Here is a 24881-nt window from a genome sequence, read left to right as displayed (position 1 = left end):
CCAAGGACGCCACGATGAGCCAGCCCACCGTCACCTCCTTCTCCGTCTATCCGGTCGCCGGCCGGGACAGCATGGAGCTGAACCTCTCCGGTGCCCACGGCCCCTACTTCACCCGCAATGTGGTCGTCCTCGAGGACTCCGAGGGCCGCACCGGACTGGGGGAGGTCCCCGGTGGGGAGAAGATCACCCAGACCCTGCGGGACGCCGCGTCCCTCGTCGTCGGCGCGCGGGTGGGCGACTACAAACGGGTGCTGCGCGAGATCGGGCAGCGGTTCGGCGACCGCGACGCGCAGGGCCGGGGCGCCCAGACCTTCGACCTGCGCACCACCGTGCACGCCGTCACCGCCGTCGAGTCCGCCCTGCTGGACCTCCTGGGACAGCACCTGGAGGTGCCCGTCGCGGCGCTCCTGGGCGACGGCCGCCAGCGCGACTCGGTACGGGTCCTGGGCTATCTGTTCTACGTCGGCGACCCGGACCGGACCGACCTGGAGTACATCCGCGAACCCGGCGCCGAGGCGGAGTGGTACCGCATCCGCCACGAGGAGGCGCTGACCCCCGAGGCGATCGTCCGTCAGGCCGAGGCCACCTACGACCTCTACGGCTTCCGCGACTTCAAGCTCAAGGGCGGTGTGCTGGAGGGGAGCGAGGAGGTCAAGGCGGTACGGGCGCTCAAGGAACGCTTCCCCGAGGCCCGTATCACCCTCGACCCCAACGGCGCCTGGTCGCTGCGCGAGGCGATCGAGCTGTGCCGGCCGCTGACCGGCACGCTCGCCTACGCCGAGGACCCGTGCGGCGCCGAGGACGGCTACTCGGGCCGGGAGATCCTGGCGGAGTTCCGGCGCGCCACCGGACTGCCCACGGCCACCAACATGATCGCCACGGACTGGCGTCAGCTGACCCACGCGCTGGCGCTGCAGTCCGTCTCCATCCCGCTGGCCGACCCCCACTTCTGGACCCTGCGGGGGTCGGTGCGGGTGGCCCAGCTCTGTCATGAGATGGGGCTGACCTGGGGCTGTCACTCCAACAACCACTTCGACATCTCCCTGGCCATGGTGGTCCACTGCGGAGCCGCCGCCCCGGGCGCGTACAACGCCCTGGACACCCACTGGATCTGGCAGGAGGGACTGGAGCGGCTCACCGTCGATCCGCCGCGGATCGTCGGCGGTGAGATCGCCGTCCCGGACGCCCCCGGGCTGGGGGTCACGCTCGACCGGGACCGGCTCCTCGCCGCCCACGCCCTCTACCGGGAGAAGGCGCTGGGGGCGCGGGACGACGCGGTCGGCATGCGCTATCTCGTTCCGGGCTGGACCTTCGACAACAAGCGCCCCTGCCTGGTGCGCTGACCGGGCGGGGCGGGGCCGCCGGTCGGGACGGCCCCCGCCCCGCAGCGGCCGTCAGACCTCCAGGCCGGCCTCGATCCTGCGCAGCTGGTGCCGGGCCATCGCCAGATTGGCCCGGTTCTTGTCCAGCGCCAGATAGAGGAAGAGGCCCTGGCTGCCCCGGCTCTTGAGCAGCCGGATCAGGTGGTACTGGCTGCCGAGGGTGATCAGGATGTCCTCGATGGCGTCCTGCAGGCCGAGCTGTTCCATGGTGCGCACCTTGGCGCGGACCACATCGGTGTTGCCCGCCGCGGCCACCGTCAGGTCGAGGTCGTTGCCTCCGCCCACGGTGCCCAGCGCCATACCGCTGGTGTAGTCGACCAGCGCGGCGCCGAGGCAGCCCTCGATGGACGTCATCGCCTCTTTGAGCGCGGTCTGGGTGTTCGCCATGATCGTGACTGTTCCTTTCGATGGGGTGGTGCCGGTCGGTGCCGGTCGATGGGACGGTGCCGGTTCGGGTAACGGCGCGGTGTGCGCGCCGGGCGGGGAAGGCCGTGGGGGTCAGGGCTGCTCGGCCCTGCCGAGCGCGTCGGCCACCAGATCGGCGAGCCGGGTGCCCGAGCGGCGGGCCTCCAGGTGGAGCCGGCCGACGTTGGCGCGGTCACCGGCCAGAACGGTCAGAACGGCCATGGAGCCCGCGGCGTAGCTGGCGACGTAGCCGTCCTCGCCGCGGACCAGCAGTTCCCGGAAGGCGCCCCGCCCGGCGGCCTCCGCCAGCGACTGCGCCACTCCGAGGGCCGCGGCGGTCAGCGCCGCCACCCCCTCGGGCTCGAGGGCGGCCGTGTCATGGGCCAGCACCAGGCCGTCGCTGGTGGCGGCGAGGGCGCCGGTCACATGGGGCACCCGGGCCCGCAGCCGGCGCAGCTCCTCCAGCACTTCGGGTTCGGCGGCCGGCAGCCACTTCCGCTCCGTGCGCTGCCGCAGGGTCAGTCTCATGACGCCGCGCCTGGGGCGGGCGGGTCGGTCGGGGGAATCACAGGGTTGCCTCCAAAGCGTCGCGGAGCCGACGCAGCAGGTCGATATCGGGATCGGTGAAGCCGGCCGCGGTGGGGCCGCGGCCCGGGGGCAGCGGCGGACGGGCGCCGGACCGGGCGGGCAGGGCCGGATGGCCCGGAACTCCCGGCCGGGGGGAGGGCGGTGCGGCCGGACCGGTGGACCGTGGGGTCGCGATATGGCCCGCCGCCGCCAGCCGCCGTATGTCGATCAGTGTGTGGAAGGCGGGACGGCCCAGCTCACGGGCGATACGGGCGGGCGTGCGGACCCCGTCGGCCAGCGCCAGCACCGCACGCTGACGCGGGGTGACGGCCGGGGCGCGGCCATCGGGGCGGCGGGCTACCACCGGTTCGGTGTCCACCCGCGGATACGGCCACAGCGCGGCCAGCAGCTCGCCGCGCCGCCGGGTCTCGCGTTCGACGGCGGCGGCGCCCACCGGGCGTACCGGACCCAGCCAGTGGGCCGCGCCCCGCTGGAAGCCGCGGGGGCCGCTGCCGTGCCCCAGCGCGAAGTACGCCGCGTCGAACAGCGCGCCCAGATGGCAGATCTCCAGCTCCGCGCCGGACAGCCGGCCGCTGTCGACGAGGAACCGGCCGACCCCGCCCGCCGGGCCCGCCCGGCCCATCGCCTCCCGCCAGCTGTCGGCGGTCAGCCGGCCACCGGCGGTGAGCAGCACCTCGATCCCGGGGGACACCGGGCTCTCCGCGTGCACCACCTGGCCGCCCTGGAGATACACGGTGCCCGCGTCGCACAGCAGGGCACCGCTGGCCCGCTCGGCGGCGAGCTCGGTGAGACCGGGGGCGCGGCCGGTGCGCGCACCGGCCTTCCGGGGGGTGTTCATAGCAGCGCCAGCCCCCGGCACAGATCGCGCAGCCGCAACCGGGCGAGCGCCAGGTTCCCTTCCCGGCGGTCGAGCCACAGATAGAAGAAGACGCCGCTGTCGAAGGCCGTGTCGACGAAGCGCAGCAGGTGGTAGCAGGTGCGGGTGGTGATGATGACGTCTTCGACGGCGGGCTCCCGGTCCCTGCCGTCCCCGTTCCCGCCGCCGTTCGTACCGCCGTCCCCGCCGTTGTCCGTACCGTCGTCCGCGCCGCTCTTGCCGCCGCCGGGACCCAGCGCGGCGAACGCCCGCTGCTCGGCCGCCATCCGGGCCAGCTCCGCCGTCTCCGCGGCGGTGGCCTCGGGGTCCTCGTCGCGCACCTCGCCGGCCATGCCGAGCGCGAGTCCGCTGGTCCACTCGATCAGGGCGGCTCCCCGCGCGCCGTTCACGGTCATCGCTTCCAGCAAGCACTCGTCGATTCCGGGCATGCGTGCTCCCCTCCCTGCGTCGCCCGTGGCGGGCGCCCACCGGTGGCGCTTCGTCAGTGACGGTGAGGTTACGCAGGGTTCAGCCGTTAGGGGTCAGATCCGGTAATACTCGGAAATAGTGGGTGGCGTGTAGTAGGGTCCACCGCCCCCATGGGCCTCGTGTGCCCCGGAGGTTTCCGCCGGACGCCACGCCTGGCCCGGTCACCGGCCCCGTGTACGGATTCATAGCGCCTCCGGGACCGACCGGGCCACAGACGGGCGGACGCATGTTCCCCCGTCCTCTTGCAGACGTGGCGGATGGGCCAGTAGACGGTCGTGCGATGGTCGGTTACGCGTACGCGTGGAGCCGGGCCGCGGCGCGGCGGCCGACAGGGGCGCCCATCCGGCGTCCAGAGGGCGGTCCCGCACCCCCGCGGCGCGCGGAGTGGCGCGGAGTGGCGCGATCTGGCGGGACCCGATGTGGCGGAAACCGCCCGCGTTTCACCCGGCTTGTCCGCGCCGTGCTGACGGTGCGTTACGGCACGGCGGGGGTGGCGGGGGAGGCCGAGGGGGTGACGACCGGGGCCGGCGGTGAGGGAGTGGGCGCCTCACCCTTCCCGGCGAGCGAGGGCGGCGCCTTCAGGACGACCATGGGCTCACCGGGCCTGGGCATGACCGGCTTGGTGAAGTCCGGGCCCTGGGTCGGCGTCGCGGTGATCTGGCCGGGAAGGGACGCGTAGTCCACCATGCCGGTGTTCTCCATCTGCGTGATGTGGTCCAGCACCACCGTGTTGGCCTGGGTGGCGAGCTGCCGCACCAGCGTGTTCTTGCTGGTCGCCCGGATCTTGGCGATGGCACTGAAGATCTGGCCGTGGGTGATGCGCAGGATCTGCGCCATCCGGCTGTCGAAGTCCTTGCCGGTGGCGGCCGTCAGGGTGTCCAGGAACCCCTGCTGCTGCGGCGTGGGCTTGTTGGGCAGCTGGACCCCGAGCTTGGGCGCGATGTTCCGTACGGCGGCGTCGAGCTGCGCGTGCCCCACGATCAGATGCTCCCCCGCCGTCTTCACCGCCGATGTGGTGCCCTTCTTGAGCGCCAGCTCACCGGACGGGAACTCCCACAGCCCGGCCAGCCGCACCTTGACCACGAAGTCCTTGTCGGCCCCGGTGAGCGGCCCGTACGGCGTGGAGTCCGTCTTCGCCAGGTTCGCCTTGGTCTCCTGCTGCACGCCGGTCAGGGCGGGCGACATGATCACGCCGAGGGTGACCACCACGGAACCTATGAGGAGGGACGTACCTGTCACGAAGTACCGGGATCGCATAGAGCCTCCTGGCGGGAACGCCGGTCGTTGTCCGGAGCAGTGGCTGCCCGTGCTTGCACCGGCCAGTACGGACCGCGAAGGCTGTGTGCTCAACGGTGCGCCGCCTCTTCCCGCGCGTGCGAACCGTCACGTCGGCCGCGTATGGCCCGTCTCACAGCCGCCCTGCGGCGTGGTGCGCGGTCGGCCCCGTTCGTCCCGGCCCCGTTCGTCCCGGCCCCGTTCGTCCCGGCCGCGGACGGCCGGGACGGCAGCGCGGCGAGCGCCGCGCCTCGCGGCATCCGGTATCGGGAGGGGAGCGGCGGCACCCGCGACCGGGGGAGCGGCGGCACGCGCGCCCCCGCTTCCCCCGGCTCCTCCTCCCAGAGGCTCCCTACGGCGGGCCGCCCGGCTCCGGCCCCCGGTAACCCGCCCTGGACGACGCGTCGATGCCCACCTCGTAGCGGATACCGGGGTGCAGGGTGTTGCCGCCGACCCGGGCACCGGTCGAGTGGCAGGCGAGTCCGATGGCGTGGTCGGTGGCGGCGGCGAACACATTGCCGGTGATGGTGGCGTTCCGCACGTCCTCGAACATCAGGGCCTGGGAGGCGCGCAGCGTCTCGCAGTAGTTGCCCCTGATGGTGAAGTCGGCGGTGGTGCCCCGGCCGTCGCCCTCCCCGTCGTCCGGGCCCTCGGCCATCAGGCACATGTTGTCCACGTTCTCGCAGCGGTTGTCCTCGATGCGGACCCGGCGGCTGGCCGGGGTGCCGCTGGCGAAGGTCTGCATGCAGTCGGCGTGCCGGCCGTGGCCGTTGTCGGTGTCGCGGACCGTGTTGCGCGCGATGGTCAGATCGTCGCCGAAGAACCGGATACCGTCGCCGTCCCCGCCCCTCGGACCGATCACGGTGTTGTTCCGCACCGTGACGCGGTGGCCGGTCAGTTCGATCCCGGGCGCCGCGGGGCGGACGGACCGGAATCCCTCGACGATCACGTCGTCCGCCTCGATGGTGATGCCGGCCACGGCGTCCCCGTCCCCGGCGTAGGTGATCGGGTGCTCCCGGCTCCCGCCGGTGGTGATGACCAGCCGCCGCCGGGACAGATCGCCGTCGAAGCAGACGGTGTCCCCCGGCCGCGCCAGGCGCGCCGCCTCGCGCGGGGTGCCGGCGCGCACGGTGCAGCGCGCGGCCCTCTGTCCGGGGGAGGGGGCCGCGGCCGTGCCGGAGCCGCGGTCCGCACCGCCGTCCCGGGGCCACGACGGACCCGCCAGGGCGGCCAGGAGCGCGAGCACCGAGACGGCGAGAAAGCCGAGGACGAGCCTCCATGTGATGCGCATGGCGGGCACCGTAGGTCCGGGCCACGGGACCGGTCCCGTGGCCAACCGCGCATCGCTGTACTCCGGTTCACCCCACCGTCACCGTAGGCCCGTAGGTTCACACCGACACACGGAAGGGCGTGATCCCAAGATGGAGACGCACAGAGCGCACCGAAAGCGGCTCAGGAGCCGGTCGGCGCTGGTCGGCGGGGGAGTGGCGGTGGCCGTCGGCGCGCTGCTCGCCCCGCTCGCCGCGGCCCCCGCGGCGAGCGCGGCGCCACCGGCCGGCGAGGTACGCCACCCCGTCGACTACGTGGACCCGCTGATCGGTTCCGCGGGCGGCGGCAACACCTACCCCGGCGCCAACGTGCCGTTCGGCATGATCGCCTGGTCCCCGACCAGCACCGCCGGCGACCAGACCAACACCGCGGCGGCCAACGGGTACTCCTACCACACCACCCGCACCCGGGGCTTCAGCCTCACCCACGTCAACGGCGCGGGCTGCCACCCCGGAGCCGCGGGCGATGTGCCGATCATGCCGTTCGTGGGCCAGGTCGACACCTCGCCCACCGCGGACACCAAGGACCAGAAGTACGCCGCCGGCTTCTCGCACGACCAGGAGAAGGCCGAGCCCGGCCACTACCGGGTGGGGCTGGACTCGGGCGCGGTCGCCGATCTCGCGGTGAGCGAGCGGGCCGGTGTCGCCGACTTCTCCTTCCCCCGGGGCGCCCCGGCCCATCTGCTGTTCCGCACCTCCAACTCGCTCAACGGCAGCGAGAACGCCCACATCGAGATCGACGCCCGGCGGCGCAAGGTCACCGGCTGGGTCCTGACCGGCGCCTTCTGCGGACGGCGTGCGAACGGCGGCGAGAACAACCGCACGACGTACTACCGCCTCCACTTCAGCGCCTCCTTCGACCGCGCCTTCTCCACCGTCGGCACCTGGGAGAACGACCGGCTCGCAGCCGGCGCCACCACCGCCGACGGCGGCGAGGGGTACCTCACCGGCGCGGACCGGGCCGGGCGCGGCTCCGGCGGGTACGTCGGCTTCGACACCACACGCGACACCGACGTCCACATGCGGCTCGGCATCTCGTACGTGTCCCTGGCGGGCGCCGAGGCCAACCTCCGCGCCGAGATAGCGCCCCGGGCGAGCGTCGCCGAGGTGGCGGCGGACGGCCGGGCCGCCTGGGACCGGCAACTGCGCGCCGTCCGCATCAGCGGCGGCAGCGAGCCGCGCCGCACCGCGTTCTACACCGCCCTGTACCACGCGCTGCAACAGCCCAACCTGGTCAGTGACACCGACGGACGCTACCCGGGCATGGACGGCACACCGCACCGTCTGGAGCGCGGGCAGAAGGCGCAGTACAGCAACTTCTCCGGCTGGGACCAGTACCGCGCCCAGGTGCAGCTGCTCGCCCTGCTCCAGCCCCGGGTCGCCGGTGACTTCGCCCAGTCGCTGTTCAATTTCGCCCGGCAGAATGGCGGGGTGTGGGACCGCTGGGTGCACATCAGCGGCGCCACCCATGTGATGACCGGCGACCCCTCCGCGGCCACGCTCGCCACCTTCTACGCGATGGGGGTGCGCAACTTCGACGCCGAGGGCGCCTTCGACTCCCTCTACCGCCAGGCCACCGTCCCCCACCCGGACGGGCTCTCCGACAAGGGCTGCCCGGGGCAGTGCGAGGGCCAGCGCCCGAACCTCGCCCAGTACCTGGCCTCGGGGTACGCGGCGCAGGACGTCTGCCACTGCTGGGGCGGCGCCGCGGAGACCCTGGAGGACTCCGTCGCCGATGACGCGCTCGCCCGCTGGGCCCGGCTGCTCGGCCGCGCCGAGGAGGCCGAGGAGCTCGGCGCCCGCGGCGGCTACTGGCGCAATGTGTTCAACCCGGACGCCACCGCCACGGCGGGCTCCGTCCAGGCCAGGAACCGGGACGGCTCCTGGGTGACCCCGTTCGACCCGGCCTCCGACCGGGGCTTCGCGCAGGGCAGCGCGGCCACGTACACCTGGATGGTGCCGCAGGACGTCCAGGGGCTCGCCGAGGCCATGGGCGGACGCGAGACGGCGGCGGCCCGGCTGGACGGCTTCTTCCACAAGCCCGACGGCTCATGGTCGGTCCGTGGCGGCGACCCGCTGCGCTACGACCCCACCAATGAGCCGGGCATCCACGCCCCCTGGCTCTACAACGCGCTCGGGCAGCCGTGGAAGACCCAGGAGACGGTGCGCCAGATCGTGGACACCGTGTACGGGACCGGCCCGTCGGGGCTGCCCGGCAACGACGACCTGGGCACCATGTCCGCGTGGTACGTGTTCGCGGCGCTGGGCATCTACCCGCAGGCCCCGGGGCGTGCCGAGGCCCTGCTCACCGGCCCGCTCTTCCCTCGCGCGGTGATCGCCCCGGCGGGGCGGCGGCGCGCCCTCACCATCGCCGCCCCGGAGGCGTCCGACGGTGCCTTCTACGTGGCCGGGGTGCGGGTGAACGGCAAGCCGCACGACACCTCGTGGCTGGACGGCTCGTTCCTGCGCGGTGGCGGCTCGCTCTCCTTCGACCTGGCCGGCCGGCCCGCCACCGGATGGGCCACCGCCCGACCGGCTGCCCCGCTGACGCGCCGGGCGTGCTGCCCGGGGAGCGCGTCGTCCGCGGACCGCATGCCTAGGCCGCGGCGTCGGTGAACGCGTCCGCGCGGATGTGGCGCATGGGCCGGCCCACCACCCGGTACCGTCCGTTGGGCACCCGGTCCGACCGGGAGACCCGTACGGCGAGCGGGCCGGCCCACTCATAGCCCTTGTCCTCGGCGTGGCGCATCAGACGGTCCGTCAGCACCTGTCCCACGCGACAGCCACGCCGGGTCAGCTCCTCGTACACCGCGTCGGCGAGCTCGACGTCGTAGACGTTGGGCACCACCACCCGGGTCGGCCCGCACACCACGGCGTGGCTGTCGCATTCACGTTTCAGGGCGTCGAGGAGTTCGACCGGCTCGCTGCGTGCCACCTTGGCGAGCAGCGATGCCTCCCAGCGCTCTATCGCCCGTTCCCACCGGTTCAGCGTCTGCATGCCCTCGCGGGTTCCCGGTCTGCCGCACCTCATGCCCGGCGACGCCGCCGGCCGGCCGCCCGGTGACGGGCCGCGCTGGGCGGCCGGTGCCTTCCTCACGGCGATGGGGCCGGCGCTGACGGTCCTCGCGGCCGTGGCCGCGGCCGGTGCGCTGCCGGTCACCGGGCTGCCGGGCGGTACGCCAGGCGCCGCCACCGAGAACCCCTGCCCCGAGGGTCCGGGGACCGGTGGCGGCGGCCCGTCACCGCCGTCCTTCTCAGGTGAGCGCGACCAGCAGATCGCCGCCTTCCACCTGCTGGATCGCGCTGATGGCGATGCGCGACACCGTCCCGCTCCGCGGGGCCGCGATGGTGGCCTCCATCTTCATCGCCTCGATCGTCGCCACGGTGGCGCCCGCCTCCACCTGGTCGCCCTCGGACACCGCCAGCGTCACCACCCCCGCGAAGGGCGCCGCCACATGGCCGGGGTCGCTCCGGTCGGCCTTCTCGGTGGCCGGTACATCGGAGGCCACCGAGGTGTCCCGCACCTGGATCGGGCGGAGCTGGCCGTTCAGCGAGGCCATCACCGTGCGCATGCCGCGCTCGTCGGCGTCGCCGATGGCCTCCAGCTCGAACAGCAGCCGGACACCGGGCTCGAGGTCCACCGGGTACTCCTGGCGGGGCCGCAGCCCGTAGAAGAAGTCCCTGCTGTCCAGCACGCTGGTGTCGCCGTGGGCCTGCCGGTGCGCCTCGAACTCCTTGGTCGGACCGGGGAACAGCAGCCGGTTCAGCGTCGCCCGCGGATCCTTCTCCAACTGCTCACGGTCCTCGGCGGACAGCTCCCCGGCCGGCTGCCGGGCGGTGGCGCGGCCCTCCAGCGCCTTGCTGCGGAACGGCTCGGGCCAGCCGCCCGGCGGATTGCCCAGCTCGCCGCGGAGGAAGCCGATCACCGAGTCCGGGATGTCGTACCGGCCCGGCTCCGCCTCGAAGTCCTCCGGTGACACCCCGGCCCCCACCAGGTGCAGCGCGAGATCGCCGACCACCTTGGAGGACGGGGTGACCTTCACCAGATGGCCCAGGATCCGGTCCGCGGCGGTGTACATCGCCTCGATCTCCTCGAAGCGGTCGCCGAGGCCGAGCGCGATGGCCTGGGTGCGCAGATTGGACAGCTGACCGCCGGGGATCTCGTGGTGGTACACCCGCCCGGTCGGCGAGGCGAGGCCCGCCTCGAACGGCGCGTAGATCTTGCGCACCGCCTCCCAGTACGGCTCCAGGCCGCCGATCGCCTCCAGATCCAGCCCGGTCGGCCGGTCGGAGTGGTCGGTGGCGGCCACGATCGCCGACAGCGACGGCTGGGAGGTGGTGCCCGCCATGGAGGCCACCGCGCCGTCCACCGCGTCCGCACCGGCCTGGACCGCCGCGAGATAGGTGGCCAGCTGACCGCCCGCGGTGTCATGCGTGTGGATGTGCACCGGCAGGTCGAACTCCCTGCGCAGCGCCGAGACCAGCTTCGCCGCGGCCGGGGCGCGCAGCAGCCCCGCCATGTCCTTGATGGCCAGCACATGCGCGCCCGCGGCCACGATCTGCTCGGCGAGCCGCAGGTAGTAGTCCAGGGTGTAGAGCTTCTCCGACGGATCGGACAGGTCGGAGGTGTAGCAGAGCGCCACCTCGGCAACCGCCGTGCCCGTCTCCCGTACCGCGTCGATCGCGGGCCGCATCTGCCCGATGTCGTTGAGCGCGTCGAAGATCCGGAAGATGTCGATCCCGGTGGCCGCCGCCTCCCGTACGAAGGCGTTGGTCACCTCGGTGGGATACGGCGTGTAGCCCACGGTGTTGCGGCCGCGCAGCAGCATCTGCAGACAGATGTTCGGCACCGCCTCGCGCAGCTTGGCGAGCCGCTCCCACGGGTCCTCGGCGAGGAAGCGCAGTGCCACGTCGTAGGTGGCCCCGCCCCAGCACTCCAGCGACAGCAGCTGGGGCACGGTCCGCGCCACCACCGGGGCCACGGCCAGCAGGTCCTTGGTGCGGACCCGGGTGGCCAGCAGCGACTGGTGGGCGTCCCGGAAGGTGGTGTCGGTGACGCCGATCGTCGGCGACTCGCGCAGCCAACGCGCGAAACCGTCCGGGCCGAGTTCGGTGAGCCGCTGCTTGGAGCCGGCGGGCGGCGCGGTGTCCGGCACCGGAGGCAGCTTGGTGGCCGCGTCGATCAGATGCGGCCGCTCGCCATGCGGCTTGTTCACCGTGACGTCGGCGAGATAGGTGAGCAGCTTGGTGCCGCGGTCGGCGGAGTGCCGCGAGGTCAGCAGGTGCGGCCGCTGCTCGATGAACGAGGTGGTGACCTGCCCGGCCCGGAAGTCCGGATCGTCCAGCACGGCCTGGAGGAAGGGGATGTTCGTGGACACGCCCCGGATGCGGAACTCCGCCAGCGCGCGCCGGGCCCGGCCGACCGCGGCGGTGAAGTCCCGCCCCCGGCAGGTCAGCTTGACCAGCATCGAGTCGAAGTGGGCGCTGATCTCGGCACCGGCGTGGGTGGTGCCACCGTCCAGCCGGATGCCCGAGCCGCCCGGGGAGCGGTAGGCACTGATCATCCCGGTGTCCGGGCGGAAGCCGTTGGCCGGGTCCTCGGTGGTGATCCGGCACTGCAGCGCCGCGCCCCGCAGATACACCGTGTCCTGTGCCAGGCCGAGGTCGGCCAGCGTCTGGCCGGCGGCGATCCGCAACTGCGCCTGCACCAGATCGACATCGGTGATCTCCTCGGTCACCGTGTGCTCGACCTGGATCCGCGGGTTCATCTCGATGAACACATGGCGGCCGTCGCGGTCGAGCAGGAACTCCACCGTGCCCGCGTTGCGATAGCCGATCTGCCGGGCGAACCTCACCGCGTCCGCGCAGATGCGCGACCGCAGCTCGGGATCGAGGTTGGGCGCGGGCGCCAGCTCGATCACCTTCTGGTGGCGCCGCTGCACCGAACAGTCACGCTCGAACAGGTGGATGACATCGCCCTGTCTGTCGGCGAGGATCTGCACCTCGATATGGCGGGGTTCCACCACGGCCTTCTCCAGGAAGACCGTGGGGTCGCCGAAGGCGGACTCGGCCTCCCGCGCCGCCGCCTCGATGGACTCGCGCAGCGCCTCCCGGGTCTCGACCCGGCGCATTCCGCGCCCGCCGCCACCGGCGACGGCCTTGACGAACACCGGGAAGCCCAGCTCGTCCGCGGCCCGGACCAGCTCCTCCACATCGGTCGACGGCTCGGAGGAGCCGAGCACCGGCACCCCGGCCGCGCGGGCGGCGGCCACCGCACGCGCCTTGTTCCCCGTCAGCTCCAGGGTCTGCGCGCTGGGGCCGACGAACGTGATCCCCGCCTCCTCGCACGCGCGGGCGAGGTCGGGGTTCTCCGACAGGAAGCCGTATCCGGGATACACCGCGTCGGCGCCCGCCCTGCGCGCCGCGCCGACGATCTCCTCCACGGAGAGGTAGGCCCGCACCGGATGGCCCGGCGCACCGATCTCGTACGCCTCGTCGGCCTTCAGCCGGTGCAGTGAGTTGCGGTCCTCGTGCGGGAACACGGCGACGGTTCTCGCGCCCAGCTCATATCCGGCGCGGAAGGCGCGAATGGCGATTTCTCCACGATTGGCGACCAGCACCTTGCGGAACATGCCCGATCCCTTCTACCTGCCCGGTACCAACACACGCTTGTCGGCGAACCCTACTGCCGCTCACCAGGAAGGGTGCCCGGTGTGTGATCGAGTTCTCCCGGACGGCGCGCGGTACCGCACCCGGCCTCATCATCCATGGTGGCGTGGATACGCGGCGAGTCCGGGTGGCCGCGCCAGGAGAAACGGACGCTCGGCGGGAACGGCGTCCGGGGGAACGGCGCTCGGCGGGAACGGTGTCCGGCGGGAACGGTGCTCAGCGAGAACGGCACCCGCACACGGGGCGGGGAGCCGGTCGGGCGCGCGGCCACCGCCGGTCCCCATGGGCCCGCCGGTCCCGAGCACCCGGACGGCCGCGCACCGTGGCCGTAGCCGCGCCGGCACGCTGAACCGGGAGCCTTCCGGTGCCCTGCCCGGCTCACCGGGCCGGGCACCGGGCACTCGGCGGTCCGGGCTCACCACTCGGCGGTCCGGACTCACCACTCGGCGAGCGAGCCGTCCGGGTGGCGCCAGACCGGATTGCGCCAGGCGTGGCCACGGCGGTCGGCGGCGCGCACCGCTTCCTCGTCCACCTCGATGCCCAGCCCCGGGCGGTCGGTGCGCGACAGCTGCCCGGCCGTGAACCGGAAGGGCTCCGGATCGGTCACGTAGTCGAGGAGCTCGGCACCCCGGTTGTAGTGGATGCCGATGCTCTGCTCCTGGATCAGGAAGTTCGGGGTGGTGAAGGCGATCTGCAGACTGGCGGCCAGCGCCACCGGGCCGAGCGGGCAGTGCGGGGCGAGCTGGGCACCGTGGGTCTCGGCGAGGGCGGCGATGCGCCGCAGCTCGGAGATGCCGCCCGCATGCGAGATATCGGGCTGGAGGATGGCCACCCCGGCCCGCAGCGGGGCGATGAACTCGCGCCGGGAGTACAGGCGCTCACCGAGCGCGAGCGGGATCGGGGAGGCGTTCACCAGGTCCGGGACGGTGTCCATGTGCTCGGAGAGCACCGGCTCCTCGACGAACATCGGCGCCGCCTCGGCGAGCAGCGGCAGCAGCCGGCGGGCGTTGGCGGGGGAGACCCGGCCGTGGAAGTCCAGGCCGAAGTCGCGGTCGTCGCCGAGGACCTCGCGGGCGGTCTCGGCGCGCCGCACCGCGGCACGTATCTCCGCGCGGGTGGCGACCGGGGTCATCCGGCCGCAGCCGTTCATCTTCACGGCGGTGAACCCCGCCTCGCTCTGCGCGGTGAGCGCGTCCCGGATCTCCTCGGGTTCATCGCCCCCGATCCAGGCGTACGCGCGGACCCGCTCCCGCACCGGACCGCCGAGCAACTGGTACACCGGTACGCCGTAGTGCTTGCCCTTGATGTCCCACAGCGCCTGGTCGAGCCCGGCGACGGCGCTGGAGAGGACCGGCCCGCCGCGGTAGAAGCCACCCTTGGTCATCACCTGCCAGTGGTCCTCGATCCGCATCGGGTCCTGGCCGATCAGATACTCGGCGAGCACCTCGACGGCGGCGCGGACCGGCTCGGCCCGCCCCTCGACCACCGGCTCGCCCCAGCCGGCCACCCCCTCGTCGGTGTCCACCCGGACGAACATCCAGCGCGACGGGGCCAGGAATGTCTCGATACGAGTGATTTTCACGGGCGGTGTCCTTCCCTGGGATGAGCGCGGCCGCGACAATAATTGATAAATAACGAGAACTCGCGCAAGCCTTCGAAGCCGAAAAGACCGTGAGGACAGGTCATCTCAACGTGGGGAAGCCGTCATCACGCCGCCGTGTCCGTATACCTGACGCACCGTCAGGCGGTTGGGCGCGTCCCGCGGGAGGGTGAGCCAGGGGCTCTCCGGGCCGGTGGTCAGGACGCGGTGCCGGTCGATCCACGGCGGATCCCCGGGCCCTCACCCCTGGGCGAACCGCCCCAGGGAGCAGCCGGGGCAGCCGGTTTCCGGATGGGGCGCGGGGAGGACGCCCTCCGCGAAGACGGGCAGGCGGCCGGGCCGCACCGAGTCGCACCGGACCGGCCCCGGCCTGTCCTCCGTGCGCCGCCCGTGGTCAGCCCAGGGCCCGGTCCAGGTTGAACGCGGCGCTGATGAGCGAGAGATGGGTGAACGCCTGCGGGAAGTTGCCGATCTGCTCACCGGTGTGGCCGATCTCCTCCGCGTACAGCCCGACATGGTTGGCGTACGTGAGCATCTTCTCGAACGCCAGCCGCGCCTCGTCCACCCGGCCGGCCCGGGACAGCGCCTCGACGTACCAGAACGAGCAGATGGAGAAGGTGCCCTCCTCCCCGCGCAGCCCGTCCGGGCTGACCGTGGGGTCGTAGCGGTAGACCAGCGAATCGGCCACCAGCTCCTCGCCCAGCGCGTCCAGCGTGGACAGCCACTTGGGGTCGGTCGGGGAGATGAACTTCGCCAGCGGCATCATCAGCACCGACGCGTCGAGCACCTCCTCGCCCTCGCGCTGTACGAAGGCCCGCCGCCGTGGCGACCAGCCGGAGCGCATGATCCGGCGGTAGATGTCATCGCGCGCCCGCGACCAGCGGGGCATGTCCGCGGGCAGTCCGCGGTGGCGGGCGATGCGCATCGCCCGCTCGATCGCGACCCAGCACATCAGCCGCGAGTACAGGAAACGTCCGGGCCCGGCGCGGGTCTCCCACACGCTCATGTCCGGCCGGTCCCAGTTGTCGCAGACCCAGCCGACCAGTTCGCAGACGGTGTCCCAGTGGTCGCTGGCCAGGGGCCGGCCCCACTTGTCGTAGAGGTAGAGGGAGTCCACCAGCGCCCCGTAGATGTCCAGCTGGAGCTGGTCGACCGCGGCGTTGCCGACCCGGACCGGGGAGGAGCCCAGATGGCCCCGCAGATGGGAGAGGATCTCCTCGGGGATGTCGCTGCGGCCGTCGATGCCGTACATGATCTGCAACGGGCCGCCGGGGCCGCTCTTCAGGCAGATGTCCTCCGACAGGAAGCGCACGAACGCCTCGGCCTCCTGGGTGAAGCCCAGCCTCAGCAGCGCGTAGATGCAGAACGCGGCATCGCGGATCCACACGTACCGGTAGTCCCAGTTGCGCTCGCCGCCGAGCTGCTCGGGCAGGCTGGTCGTCGGGGCGGCCACGATGGCGCCGGTCGGCGCGTAGGTGAGCAGCTTGAGGGTGAGCGCCGAGCGGTGCACCATCTCCCGCCACCGCCCGCGGTAGCGGGACTGCGAGAGCCAGCGGCGCCAGTAGCGCACGGTCGCGTCGAACAGCTGCTCCGCCTCCGCCAGCGGACAGCTCCGCGGCTGCACCGCACCGCCGATCCGGTCGAGTGCGAACACCGCGGCCTCGCCCTCGACCAGCTTGAACGAGGACACCGCGTCGGGCCCGTCGATCTCCGTGGTGACGCTGGAGGTCAGCGCCAGCGACAGCTCCGGCGACGCGAAGACCGTGAGCCCCTCCGCGGTGTGCACCGTATGCGACTGCCGGGCGTAGTCGAACCGGGGCGCCACCCGCGCGGTGAAGGGCAGCGATCCGCGTACGCACAGCACCCGGCGGATCAGCCGGTGCCGGTCCGCCTCGCGCGAGTCGTCCACGATCGGCATGAAGTCCTGCACCTCGGCGACCCCGTCGTCCGCGAAGAAACGGGTGATGAGGATGTTGGTGTCGGGGAAGTAGAACTGCTTGGTCCGGGCGGGCACCTCCGGTGTGAGCCGGAACGCACCGCCGCGGTCGGTGTCCAGGATCGAGGCGAACACACTGGGCGCGTCGAAGCGGGCCGGGCAGTACCAGTCGATGGTGCCGCCCGTGTCGACGAGCGCAGCGGTACGCAGATCGCCGATCAGGCCGTGCTCGGCGATCGGCACACAGCCGGACGTGTCCCCCCGGTGGGGGCGGATGTTCTCGGCGACGGTCATCGGAACCTCCCGCGCTGAGGGGAGGGGTCGGCGACCCGGTGGGCACAGTCCGCGTCGTCAGCGTCGTCAGCGCGTCAGTGCTGTCAGCGTCGGCGCGGCGGTGCGGCACCCCTCGGGTGGCGCACGCCCTCGCTTCAGCATACGACCGGCGGGCCGCTCCGGCGCAGCGCCCGGCCCACCGGGCGCCTGCCGCCCCCACGCGGACCGGCGCCTGCGGGTAGCCGGCCGCCACGGACTGTGACGGCCGGGCCCGGATACCCGGTGGGGGTACCGGAGGCGATGCCGACGAGGCCCGGTGGCGTGCCCGCGGCCCGCCGTCGGCTCCGGCACCGGTCCCGCCACCGGCTTCGGCCCTGTCGCCGGCTCCGGTCCCGCCACCGGCTCCGGTCCCGCCACCGGCTTCGGCCCTGTCGCCGACTCCGGCACCGACCCCGCCGCCCGCTCCCGCACCGGCGCCGCGACCGGCCCCGCCGCCGCGCGGGCGCGGGTGTCCCGGCGGCGGCAGTGCCACGGATCAATGCGGTTGTTCGCGGCGGCAGCGCCACGGATCAATGGGGCTGTTCCCTCCGCAGATGCGGTCGGCCGACGGCGGGGCGGTCCTCGGGGCCGTCCACCGGGGAGGCGCCGTGGGGCGGGCGGACGGTGTGGGGCGCCGCCAGCCAGGACGCGATCGCGGCCGCGATGGGCTGACCGGTCTCCAGCTCGACGAAGCCGAATTGGCCGCCCTGGTTGCACTCCAGGAACCACCAGACGCCATCGGCGTCCTCGGCGAAGTCGAACGCCCCGTAGGCGAGACCGGTGAGGGCCATGTACGTGTGCACGGAGTGCAGGATCCCGGCGGGTGCCTCCACGGCCTCCCAGCGGTGGCCATGACAGCCGAAGCGGCCGTCCACCTGGCCGGCCGCGGCGGTCTTGCGCGCGGCGAACACCTCCTGGCCGACACAGATCAGCCGGATGTCGGCCCGTTTGGGAACGTACCGCTGGAGAAGGGTGGCCCCGGCCGCGACATCGGAGAAATCCGTGTCCGGTCCGATGCGGGTCGTGGGCAGCGAGACCGGGGGATCGACGGACGGGGGACCGGAGGCGGATTTCACCACGATGTCCGCGCACCGGACGGCGAAATCGTGCGCCGCTCGCGGATAGGTGGTGACGAGGGTCGAGGGCACGGCGAAACCGCTGCGCTGGGCGACCCGTAACTGGAAGGGTTTGTGGCGGGCCGGTTCGGCGGCCCCGGGATGGTTCATCCAGCGCGCCGTCGTCGCGTAGAGCATCCCGTACAGGGCCTGTCCGCACTCGGCCGTCAGCCACTCCGACGCATTCGCCGCGTGGGCCGCGGGCCGGCCCGGTCTTCGCACCCAGATGGACCGCAATCCATGGATGCTGACAAGGCGTCCCCCGGTCGACAGATATCCCGTGAAGTCACCACGGTCGTATTCGGTCGACAGGGCGGCCCGGTCCGGAAGGTCCGCCGGATCGAAACGCACCAGGGGGACGCCCAGTTCGCGCAGCTCAGCCACCACCAGGTCGGCCGTGACATCCTGGTGACAGGTCAGGATGAGTACCGTCATCGACGCTGCGCGGGTCAGTCGTCGAAGTGCGTCTTGGAGCCGGCGGTGGATGTGGTGGTGCCGGTCGCCAGCAGCACCGCCCGGTCGGCGATGGCCGGACGGCCGTCGGAGAGGACATTCAACTGCAGGGCGGCGTTATAGGCGTAGGGAACACTGGCCGGCGACCGCTCGGCGGGGATTGCGTGCTTCAGTACGAAGGGCTGCATGAGTGACCTCTTGGGGCTCCATGTATTCGTCTATCCACCACGCAACAGTACGTACTTAAAAGTCTACGGCACTCACTAGCGGCGATTTTGTCCTGTGTGTTGCGATATGAAGTGTGTCACACAATCCTGGGGAACATCTATGGAGTGGTCGAACACCAACATATGCCCGGGGTAATGCGTCACCGTATAGTCGGCCGCCGCCGCGGGGAGCACCAGCTGTGGGGTGACGCCACAGGCCCAGAACACCGGGACGTCGCCCGGCTCCACGACCGGCGGCGGCCCGAAGTCCGGCCGGTCGAGGTCGGCGATGCCGAGCGCCGCCGGGTCCCCGATATGCACGGGCGCGCCGTGTCCGGTCGGATAACGCGAGGTGACCTCGACCGCTCTGGCGACCAACGGCCCGGGAACGGCTCGCATGCTGACGACCAGTGGGCCGCAGAGCGGGCCGGCCGGCCGGGTCGGCACATCGGTCACATACACCGCGGGGGCCGCGGACGAGGTGGCGTACCGTACCGGGACCCCGGCCCGGCGCAGCGGCCCCTCGAAGGTGTGGCTGCACCCCAGCAGGAAACCGACCGCGTCCTCGCGCCAGTAGGCGGTGATGTCATGGGGCTCGTCGACCAGTTGGCCGCGGCGCCACACGCGGTAGCGGGGCAGTTCGGTGCGCAGATCCGCCGTGGTGTCCCCGAGGCGCACCACCGGGTCGCCCGGTTCGGTGACCGCGATGACCGGGCAGGGCTTGGGGTTGCGGACGCAGTAGAGCAGGAAGTCGAAGGCCAGGGCGTGCGGAACGACCACCAGATTGGCCTGCTGGTAGCCGTCCAGGAGACCGGCCGTGGGGCCGGTCCACTCGCCGCGCGCCGCGAGCTCGCGCAGCGCGGCGGCGGTGGACGGCACGGGGGTGCCCGGGGTCATGCCAGCGCCTCCCGGCTGGACTCCTGGACCGTGCGCAGGGTGAGCAGCGCGATCACCACGGCCCCCATCAGCAGGAAGCCCGGTGCCAGCAGGTTGCCGGTGCCGTCGATCAGCCAGGTGGCCAGGTAGGGGCTCAGCCCGCCACCGAGGATGGTGCCGATGTTGAAGCTGAACGACAGCCCGGTGTAGCGCACTTCGGTGGGGAACAGCTCGGCGTAGGTGGGGTACGTCACCGACTGGACGATCGGCATCGGCACCGCCAGGACCACCATCGCGAGGATGGCCAGCGGGAAGTTGCCGAGCCCCATCACCAGCATGGCCGGGACGACCAGGATCCCGTACCCGGCGAATCCCAGGGTGATGACCTTCTTGCGGCCCAGGCGGTCGGAGAGCGCCCCGAAGAGGGGCATGAGACAGGCCACGAACAGCCCGATCCCACCCATGATCCAGAAGGTGGAGGACTTCGGATAGCCCAGGTTGGAGGTGAGATAGATGTTCATGAAGATCAGGCCCACCCAGTAGCCGCAGTTGGACCCGGTGGCCAGCAGCGTCACCTTGAGCACCGGTCCGCGGTGGCGGGTCAGCACCTCGCGCAGCGGCGCCTTGGCCGTGGCGCGCTCCCGCTTCTTCTCCAGGAACGCCTCGGAGTCGGCCAGGTGGCGGCGGGCCGCCAGCGCCACCAGGATCAGCGGGAAGGACAGCAGGAACGGGATCCGCCAGCCGTACGCCTCCAGCTGGCGCTCGCTCAGCACCGTCGAGACCACCCCCGCCACCAGCGCGGCCGCGCCACCGCCGAGGGCCACCCCGACCGGGGTGAACGCGCCGAAGAAGCCCCGCCTGCCGGGGGGCGCGGCCTCGGCGAGATAGGTGGCCGAACCGGTCACCTCGCCGCCCGCGAAGAACCCCTGGGCCAGCCGCACCACCAGCAGCGCGCAGGGAGCGGCCACCCCGACGGTGTCGGCGGTCGGCAGCAGTCCGACGGCCATGGTGGCGGTGCCCATGCCCACGACCGTGAGGATCAGCACCGGCTTGCGGCCGACGCGGTCCCCGAGCCGGCCGAGGAGGACACCGCCGAGCGGCCGCATCAGGAAGGCGCTGCCGAAGACCGCCAGCGTGGCCAGCAGCGCGGCGGTGGGGTCGTCGCCGGGGAAGAAGTGCGGTCCGAGCACGACGGCCAGATAGCCGTAGACACCGAACTCGTAGTATTCGATGGCGGTTCCCGCCGCGGCGGCCAGCGCCGCCTTGCGGGGGCCGGGCGCGGGCCGGTCCGGGCCCGCCGCGGTGGTTCCTGTGGTGTTCACTGACGTTGGTACGCTCGCCATGGAGCCCTCCGGGTCTGACCTGTCCTGTGGCCGGGATGTGATGGCAGACGGGTGATGCGCGTCCGCGTTGCCGCGCGGACGAGAACGGTTCATCGCGCCGGGGGTCCGCACGACGGTCATCCGCAGGACCAGTCCTCCTGCCGATGACCGTCGTCCACCGGGCCGGCGCGGTGTTCGGCTCAGACGGCGAAGAGCTGCCCGAGGTCGGCGAACGCCTTGAACTCCAGGGCGTTTCCGGCCGGGTCGAGGAAGAACATCGTCCACTGCTCGCCCGGCTCACCCTCGAAGCGGACGTACGGCTCGATCACGAAGTCCGTGCCCACCGCCTTGAGCCGCTCCGCCAGCTCCTGGAACTCCGGCACCGGGAGCACCAGGCCGAAGTGCGGTACGGGCACCTGGTGGCCGTCGACCGGGTTGGTCCCGGCGATGCCGTCGCGCGGGGTCTTCGAGGGGCCGTCGCCCACCTGGTGGGTGACCACCTGGTGGCCGCGGAAGTTCCAGTCGATCCACTTGGTGTCCGAGCGGCCCTCGGAGAAGCCGAGGACCTTGCCGTAGAACTCCCGGGCGGCGGCGATGTCGTCGACGGGGATGGCCAGGTGGAAGGGGACGAGGCCGGAGGACTGTGCGGACATGGTGGGTTTCCTTTACGGGGAGAAGGGACGGGAAGGGACAGATGGTTCAGGGGATCCGGCGCGGCCCGCCGGACGACGCGGGCACCAGCCGCAGCTCGTCCCCCGGGACGGCCTGGCCGAGGAGGTCGCAGTCGGCGTCCGTGAGCACACCGATGACGGGGTAGCCGCCGGTGACCGGGTGGTCGGACAGGAAGATGATCGGCTCTCCGGAGGGCGGCACCTGAATGGCGCCGCGTACGGTCCCCTCGCTGGGCAGATCGACCGAGCCGATCGCCAGCGGCGGGCCGGTCAGCCGCGCGCCCACCCGGTCGCACTGCGCGGAGACCCGCCAGGCGGTCGTGGTCAGCCGCCGCCGGTCGGCGGCGCAGAACAGATCGTGCCGCGGCCCCCAGTGGAACCGGGCGGTCATCGCACCGCCCCCGGGCACCGGGCTGAACGCCAGCTCCAGCGGGACCGCCGGGACCGGACGCGCGGGGCCGACGCCGAGCACCGTCCCGGCGCGGACCGGATCGGGGCCGAGCCCGGTGAGCGAGTCACGCGAGGCCGAGCCGAGCACCCGGTCCGCCTCGAGGCCGCCGGAGACGGCCAGATAGGTCCGGCAGCCGGCCCAGGGGCGGCCGATCGCCAGCCGGGCGCCGGCGGGCAGACGGACCAAAGCCGGTGCGCGCACCGGCACCCCGTCCACCGTGACCGGGGCGGGTGCGCCGGTGACCGACACATACCGGGAGCGGGACAGCGTGACGGCCAGTCCGCCGAGCGTGATCTCCAGGGCCGGGGTGTTCTCCGGGTTCCCGACCAGCCGGTTGGCGAGGGTGAAGCCACGCCGGTCGGCGGGGCCCGCGGTGGGCACGCCCAGATGGGCCAGACCCGGGCGGCCCAGGTCCTGGACGCTGGTGCCTAGCCCCGCGTCGGCCACGGTCAGCAGGGCGCCGGCGATCGGGGAACCCGCCGGGATCCGGGGGCTTTCCGTCGCGGCGGCCGTCACGGGGCGACCGCCCGGAAGACGACGCGGTCCCCGACCGAGAGCCGGTTCGGCGGATCGGCGGTCACATCCCACAGCCGGGTCGTGGTGGTGCCGATCTGGTGCCAGCCGCCGGGGGTGCCGCCGGGGTAGACGACCGACTGACCCCCGGCGATGGCCACCACTCCGGCGGGCACCCGGGCCCGGGGGCTGGTCAGCCGGGGCAGCCGCAGCGGTTCGGGCAGGCCGTCCAGATAGGCGAAACCGGGCGCGAAGCCGAAGAACGCCACCGTGTGCTCGCCCTCGGAGTGGAGCCGGGCGACCTCCTCGGGGGAGATCCCGGCGCGCTCGGCCACCGCCGCCAGATCCGGTCCGTCATAGCGCACGGGGATCACCACCGTCCGCGGCGCGGTGGCGGAACCGGTGCCGCCGGAGCCGTCCGCCCCGGTCCGCCCGGTCCCTTCCGCCCCTTCAGCCCTCTCGTCCAGCAGTGCGCGCAGCCGCGCGGCCAGCTCGTCCATCCCGGCCCGGTCCTCGGCCACCACCAGGACGGTCCTGGCGGCGGGGACGACCTCCCGCAGCTCCCGCGCCCAGCGCCGCTCCCGGATCGCGACGGCCAGCTGGGCGGGGCGCAGCGCGTGGCAGTCGATCAGCCAGCCCCGGTCGCCCGCCCGCCGCAGCACCGCCCGGTCCGCGGATGCCGTGGGCGCTGTGGATGCCATGGGCCTTGCGGACGCCGTGGCCGTCGTGGGCGCTGTGGACGCCGTGGCCGTCGCGGGCGTTGTGGATGCCGTGGACGCTGTGGATGGCGTGAATGCCGTGGGCGCTGTGGCCGCCGTGGCCGGGCCCGCCGCCGATATGCCGGTCATGGCCGCACCGTGGCGTCGGCCAGGGCACGGCTCCCGGCGGCGGGCGCGGACGGCACACCGACCTCGATCCCGGCGGACGTCAGCCCCGTGCGCACCGCCTCGGCGATGGCCACCGCACCGGGGGTGTCGCTGTGCACACACACCGCCGCCACCGCCCCGCCGTCCGGGGCGATCCGCACCGTACGGCCGGTCACCGAGACCACCGTCCCCGACTCGGCCATGCGCACCGCGCGCCGGGCCGCCTCCTCGGGATCGGTGATCAGCGCACCCGGCTGCGAGCGCGCCACCAGCAGCCCCTCGTCCGTGTAGCCGCGGTCCGCGAATCCCTCGGCCAGCGGGCACAGCCCCGCCTCGACGGCGCGGGACCAGACCTCCGTACGGGGCTGGCACAGCAGCGGCAGGCTCCGGTCGTACCGGGCCACCGCCTCGACGAGGGCGCCCGCGTGGCCGCCGTGGCGCGCCGCCGTGTTGTAGAGCGCGCCATGGGCCTTCACATAGCCGACCCGGCTTCCGGCCAGCCGGGCGAACACCTCCAACGCGCCCATCTGGTACAGCAGGTCATTGACCAGCGTGGCCGGTGGCACGTCGATGAAGCGCCGTCCGAAGCCCGCCAGATCGCGGTACGAGACCTGGGCGCCGATCGCCACCCCGCGCGCCGCGCTCGCCTCACAGGTGCGCCGCAGGATGTCGGGGTCGCCCGCGTGGAAGCCGCAGGCCACATTGGCGGCCGTGACCTGGTCCAGCAGGGGGCCCTCATCGACCGGGCCCCAGGCGCCGAACCCCTCGCCGACATCGCTGTTGATGGCCACCGTCATCGCGTCGACTCCGCCCAGTACGCCCGGATGGTGTCGCTGCTGTTCTCCCACGCGGCGTGCAACCCCCGCTGACCGCCGTCGATGTGCGCGACGATCTGCCGGGCCAGCTCCTCCGCGTCGCCGTCGGCCAGCGCCCGGACCATCGCCGAGTGCTCGCACTGGACCCGCCCGTACGCCGAGGTGCCGTGCACATAGAACCGTGAGTACGGCTCCAGCCGGTGGTACATCTGCGCGATGATCTCGTACCGCAAGGGCAGCCGGGCGAGCCGGTACATGTCGAGATGGAATGCGAGATTGGTCCGCGACCAGGAATCCGCGCCGACCTCCTCGACGCGGTCCATATGCGCGACCATCGCCTCGAACCTGCTGATGTCGCGCCGGGAAACCCGATCGGTGACATGCTCGGCGAAACTCGGCTCGATCAGCCGCCGGAGATTGTAGATTTCATCGATCTCGTCCAGGTCGAGCTGGGTCACAAAGGTGCCCTGGCCGGGCTTGGTGACCAGCAGCCCCTCGCTGCTGAGGGTCCGGATGGCCTCGCGGAGCGGAATGCGGCTCACGCCGAAACGGTCCGCGAGTTCTTCCTGGATAAGACGGTGACCCGGCGGATAAACGCCGCTGACAATCAGCCTGCGCAACTCGTCGGTGAGCGTGCCGGCGCCTCCGGCATCGCCGTGAGGACCTCGATCATCTCGACTCATATACCGTGTATACAGTGCATGCACTGCCGGGACAAGAGAGTCGACCAGAGGAAACCGGAGATTTACCCGG

Annotated in this window: 21 protein-coding genes; 2 read left to right on the top strand and 19 right to left on the bottom strand. The window is 72.6% G+C overall.

The features are described from left to right. The first annotated feature begins 14 nt into the window (after positions 1 to 14). Positions 15 to 1343: an enolase C-terminal domain-like protein gene (locus tag AXW62_RS05790; protein WP_060943539.1), complete on the top strand. Its 1329-nt coding sequence runs from the start codon at positions 15 to 17 to the stop codon at positions 1341 to 1343. A gap of 51 nt (positions 1344 to 1394) precedes the next feature. Here AXW62_RS05790 and AXW62_RS05785 read toward each other — a convergent pair whose 3' ends face one another. From AXW62_RS05785 to AXW62_RS05760, 6 genes are all read right to left on the bottom strand, one after another. Beyond that, positions 1395 to 1769 carry a hypothetical protein gene (locus AXW62_RS05785; protein ID WP_060943538.1) on the bottom strand — a complete coding sequence of 125 codons (375 nt, stop codon included), beginning with the start codon at positions 1767 to 1769 and terminating at the stop codon, positions 1395 to 1397. Between the two features lie 111 nt (positions 1770 to 1880). Beyond that, on the bottom strand, positions 1881 to 2315 hold the full coding sequence (locus tag AXW62_RS05780) for a roadblock/LC7 domain-containing protein (protein WP_060943537.1): 435 nt from the start codon (positions 2313 to 2315) through the stop codon (positions 1881 to 1883). Positions 2316 to 2352: 37 nt separating this feature from the next. Beyond that, positions 2353 to 3213 carry a hypothetical protein gene (locus AXW62_RS05775; protein WP_060943536.1) on the bottom strand — a complete coding sequence of 287 codons (861 nt, stop codon included), beginning with the start codon at positions 3211 to 3213 and terminating at the stop codon, positions 2353 to 2355. Then, positions 3210 to 3680 carry a hypothetical protein gene (locus tag AXW62_RS05770; RefSeq protein WP_060943535.1) on the bottom strand — a complete coding sequence of 157 codons (471 nt, stop codon included), beginning with the start codon at positions 3678 to 3680 and terminating at the stop codon, positions 3210 to 3212. The genes AXW62_RS05775 and AXW62_RS05770 overlap by 4 nt, the downstream gene beginning before the upstream one ends. A 514-nt stretch (positions 3681 to 4194) precedes the next feature. Beyond that, the gene (locus AXW62_RS05765) at positions 4195 to 4977 is read right to left on the bottom strand and encodes a DUF4142 domain-containing protein (RefSeq protein WP_060943534.1); all 783 of its coding nucleotides are present in this window, start codon (positions 4975 to 4977) and stop codon (positions 4195 to 4197) included. Between the two features lie 370 nt (positions 4978 to 5347). Further along, on the bottom strand, positions 5348 to 6286 hold the full coding sequence (locus AXW62_RS05760) for a right-handed parallel beta-helix repeat-containing protein (protein WP_060943533.1): 939 nt from the start codon (positions 6284 to 6286) through the stop codon (positions 5348 to 5350). 130 nt (positions 6287 to 6416) lie between these two features. Between AXW62_RS05760 and AXW62_RS05755 the strand changes: the two genes are divergently transcribed. Next, the gene (locus tag AXW62_RS05755; protein WP_079115494.1) at positions 6417 to 8939 is read left to right on the top strand and encodes a GH92 family glycosyl hydrolase; all 2523 of its coding nucleotides are present in this window, start codon (positions 6417 to 6419) and stop codon (positions 8937 to 8939) included. Here AXW62_RS05755 and AXW62_RS05750 read toward each other — a convergent pair. The 13 genes from AXW62_RS05750 to AXW62_RS05690 form a co-directional block, all read right to left on the bottom strand. Beyond that, a complete protein-coding gene (locus AXW62_RS05750; RefSeq protein WP_030824892.1) occupies positions 8920 to 9321 on the bottom strand; it encodes a DUF3662 domain-containing protein in 402 nt (133 codons plus the stop codon). The genes AXW62_RS05755 and AXW62_RS05750 overlap by 20 nt on opposite strands. A 256-nt stretch (positions 9322 to 9577) precedes the next feature. Further along, positions 9578 to 12955: a pyruvate carboxylase gene (locus AXW62_RS05745; protein WP_060943532.1), complete on the bottom strand. Its 3378-nt coding sequence runs from the start codon at positions 12953 to 12955 to the stop codon at positions 9578 to 9580. 473 nt (positions 12956 to 13428) lie between these two features. Further along, positions 13429 to 14574, bottom strand: a complete 1146-nt coding sequence (gene dgoD / locus AXW62_RS05740; RefSeq protein WP_060943531.1) for a galactonate dehydratase — start codon at positions 14572 to 14574, stop codon at positions 13429 to 13431. Positions 14575 to 14986: 412 nt separating this feature from the next. After that, positions 14987 to 16822 carry a glycoside hydrolase family 15 protein gene (locus AXW62_RS05735; protein ID WP_060943530.1) on the bottom strand — a complete coding sequence of 612 codons (1836 nt, stop codon included), beginning with the start codon at positions 16820 to 16822 and terminating at the stop codon, positions 14987 to 14989. Between the two features lie 548 nt (positions 16823 to 17370). Then, on the bottom strand, positions 17371 to 18390 hold the full coding sequence (tgmB, locus tag AXW62_RS05730; RefSeq protein WP_079105545.1) for an ATP-grasp ribosomal peptide maturase: 1020 nt from the start codon (positions 18388 to 18390) through the stop codon (positions 17371 to 17373). 14 nt (positions 18391 to 18404) lie between these two features. Then, positions 18405 to 18596 (bottom strand): putative ATP-grasp-modified RiPP, encoded by a 192-nt coding sequence (tgmA, locus tag AXW62_RS05725; RefSeq protein ID WP_030824907.1) that lies wholly within the window; start codon positions 18594 to 18596, stop codon positions 18405 to 18407. Positions 18597 to 18671: 75 nt separating this feature from the next. Further along, positions 18672 to 19511, bottom strand: a complete 840-nt coding sequence (locus AXW62_RS05720; protein ID WP_060943529.1) for a putative hydro-lyase — start codon at positions 19509 to 19511, stop codon at positions 18672 to 18674. Next, the gene (locus AXW62_RS05715) at positions 19508 to 20812 is read right to left on the bottom strand and encodes an MFS transporter (RefSeq protein ID WP_063817527.1); all 1305 of its coding nucleotides are present in this window, start codon (positions 20810 to 20812) and stop codon (positions 19508 to 19510) included. Before AXW62_RS05715 ends, AXW62_RS05720 begins: the two co-directional genes overlap by 4 nt. Before the next feature lie 200 nt (positions 20813 to 21012). After that, the gene (locus AXW62_RS05710; RefSeq protein WP_060943528.1) at positions 21013 to 21465 is read right to left on the bottom strand and encodes a VOC family protein; all 453 of its coding nucleotides are present in this window, start codon (positions 21463 to 21465) and stop codon (positions 21013 to 21015) included. Between the two features lie 46 nt (positions 21466 to 21511). Continuing rightward, positions 21512 to 22450: a 5-oxoprolinase subunit C family protein gene (locus AXW62_RS05705; RefSeq protein WP_244502857.1), complete on the bottom strand. Its 939-nt coding sequence runs from the start codon at positions 22448 to 22450 to the stop codon at positions 21512 to 21514. Next, the gene (locus tag AXW62_RS05700) at positions 22447 to 23148 is read right to left on the bottom strand and encodes a 5-oxoprolinase subunit B family protein (RefSeq protein ID WP_063817526.1); all 702 of its coding nucleotides are present in this window, start codon (positions 23146 to 23148) and stop codon (positions 22447 to 22449) included. Before AXW62_RS05700 ends, AXW62_RS05705 begins: the two co-directional genes overlap by 4 nt. A 143-nt stretch (positions 23149 to 23291) precedes the next feature. Continuing rightward, positions 23292 to 24110, bottom strand: coding sequence for a LamB/YcsF family protein (locus AXW62_RS05695; RefSeq protein WP_060943526.1), 819 nt, complete (start codon positions 24108 to 24110; stop codon positions 23292 to 23294). Next, positions 24107 to 24811 carry a GntR family transcriptional regulator gene (locus AXW62_RS05690; protein WP_078961773.1) on the bottom strand — a complete coding sequence of 235 codons (705 nt, stop codon included), beginning with the start codon at positions 24809 to 24811 and terminating at the stop codon, positions 24107 to 24109. Before AXW62_RS05690 ends, AXW62_RS05695 begins: the two co-directional genes overlap by 4 nt. Positions 24812 to 24881: the final 70 nt, after the last annotated feature.

The organism is Streptomyces hygroscopicus subsp. hygroscopicus (assembly GCF_001553455.1).
Lineage (GTDB): Bacteria > Actinomycetota > Actinomycetes > Streptomycetales > Streptomycetaceae > Streptomyces > Streptomyces hygroscopicus.
The sequence above is the reverse complement of the archived record's forward strand: the minus strand, read 5'-3'. Positions and strand labels throughout refer to the sequence as shown.

What these genes read in the sequence shown, in the direction of transcription:
- AXW62_RS05790 (WP_060943539.1), top strand. Translation starts at nt 15, where the DNA reads ATGAGCCAGCCCACCGTCACCTCCTTCTCCGTCTATCCGGTCGCCGGC.
- AXW62_RS05785 (WP_060943538.1), bottom strand. Translation starts at nt 1,769, where the DNA reads ATGGCGAACACCCAGACCGCGCTCAAAGAGGCGATGACGTCCATCGAG.
- AXW62_RS05780 (WP_060943537.1), bottom strand. Translation starts at nt 2,315, where the DNA reads ATGAGACTGACCCTGCGGCAGCGCACGGAGCGGAAGTGGCTGCCGGCC.
- AXW62_RS05775 (WP_060943536.1), bottom strand. Translation starts at nt 3,213, where the DNA reads ATGAACACCCCCCGGAAGGCCGGTGCGCGCACCGGCCGCGCCCCCGGT.
- AXW62_RS05770 (WP_060943535.1), bottom strand. Translation starts at nt 3,680, where the DNA reads ATGCCCGGAATCGACGAGTGCTTGCTGGAAGCGATGACCGTGAACGGC.
- AXW62_RS05765 (WP_060943534.1), bottom strand. Translation starts at nt 4,977, where the DNA reads ATGCGATCCCGGTACTTCGTGACAGGTACGTCCCTCCTCATAGGTTCC.
- AXW62_RS05760 (WP_060943533.1), bottom strand. Translation starts at nt 6,286, where the DNA reads ATGCGCATCACATGGAGGCTCGTCCTCGGCTTTCTCGCCGTCTCGGTG.
- AXW62_RS05755 (WP_079115494.1), top strand. Translation starts at nt 6,417, where the DNA reads ATGGAGACGCACAGAGCGCACCGAAAGCGGCTCAGGAGCCGGTCGGCG.
- AXW62_RS05750 (WP_030824892.1), bottom strand. Translation starts at nt 9,321, where the DNA reads ATGCAGACGCTGAACCGGTGGGAACGGGCGATAGAGCGCTGGGAGGCA.
- AXW62_RS05745 (WP_060943532.1), bottom strand. Translation starts at nt 12,955, where the DNA reads ATGTTCCGCAAGGTGCTGGTCGCCAATCGTGGAGAAATCGCCATTCGC.
- AXW62_RS05735 (WP_060943530.1), bottom strand. Translation starts at nt 16,822, where the DNA reads ATGACCGTCGCCGAGAACATCCGCCCCCACCGGGGGGACACGTCCGGC.
- tgmB (WP_079105545.1), bottom strand. Translation starts at nt 18,390, where the DNA reads ATGACGGTACTCATCCTGACCTGTCACCAGGATGTCACGGCCGACCTG.
- tgmA (WP_030824907.1), bottom strand. Translation starts at nt 18,596, where the DNA reads ATGCAGCCCTTCGTACTGAAGCACGCAATCCCCGCCGAGCGGTCGCCG.
- AXW62_RS05720 (WP_060943529.1), bottom strand. Translation starts at nt 19,511, where the DNA reads ATGACCCCGGGCACCCCCGTGCCGTCCACCGCCGCCGCGCTGCGCGAG.
- AXW62_RS05710 (WP_060943528.1), bottom strand. Translation starts at nt 21,465, where the DNA reads ATGTCCGCACAGTCCTCCGGCCTCGTCCCCTTCCACCTGGCCATCCCC.
- AXW62_RS05700 (WP_063817526.1), bottom strand. Translation starts at nt 23,148, where the DNA reads ATGGCATCCACAGCGCCCACGGCATCCGCGGACCGGGCGGTGCTGCGG.
- AXW62_RS05695 (WP_060943526.1), bottom strand. Translation starts at nt 24,110, where the DNA reads ATGACGGTGGCCATCAACAGCGATGTCGGCGAGGGGTTCGGCGCCTGG.
- AXW62_RS05690 (WP_078961773.1), bottom strand. Translation starts at nt 24,811, where the DNA reads ATGAGTCGAGATGATCGAGGTCCTCACGGCGATGCCGGAGGCGCCGGC.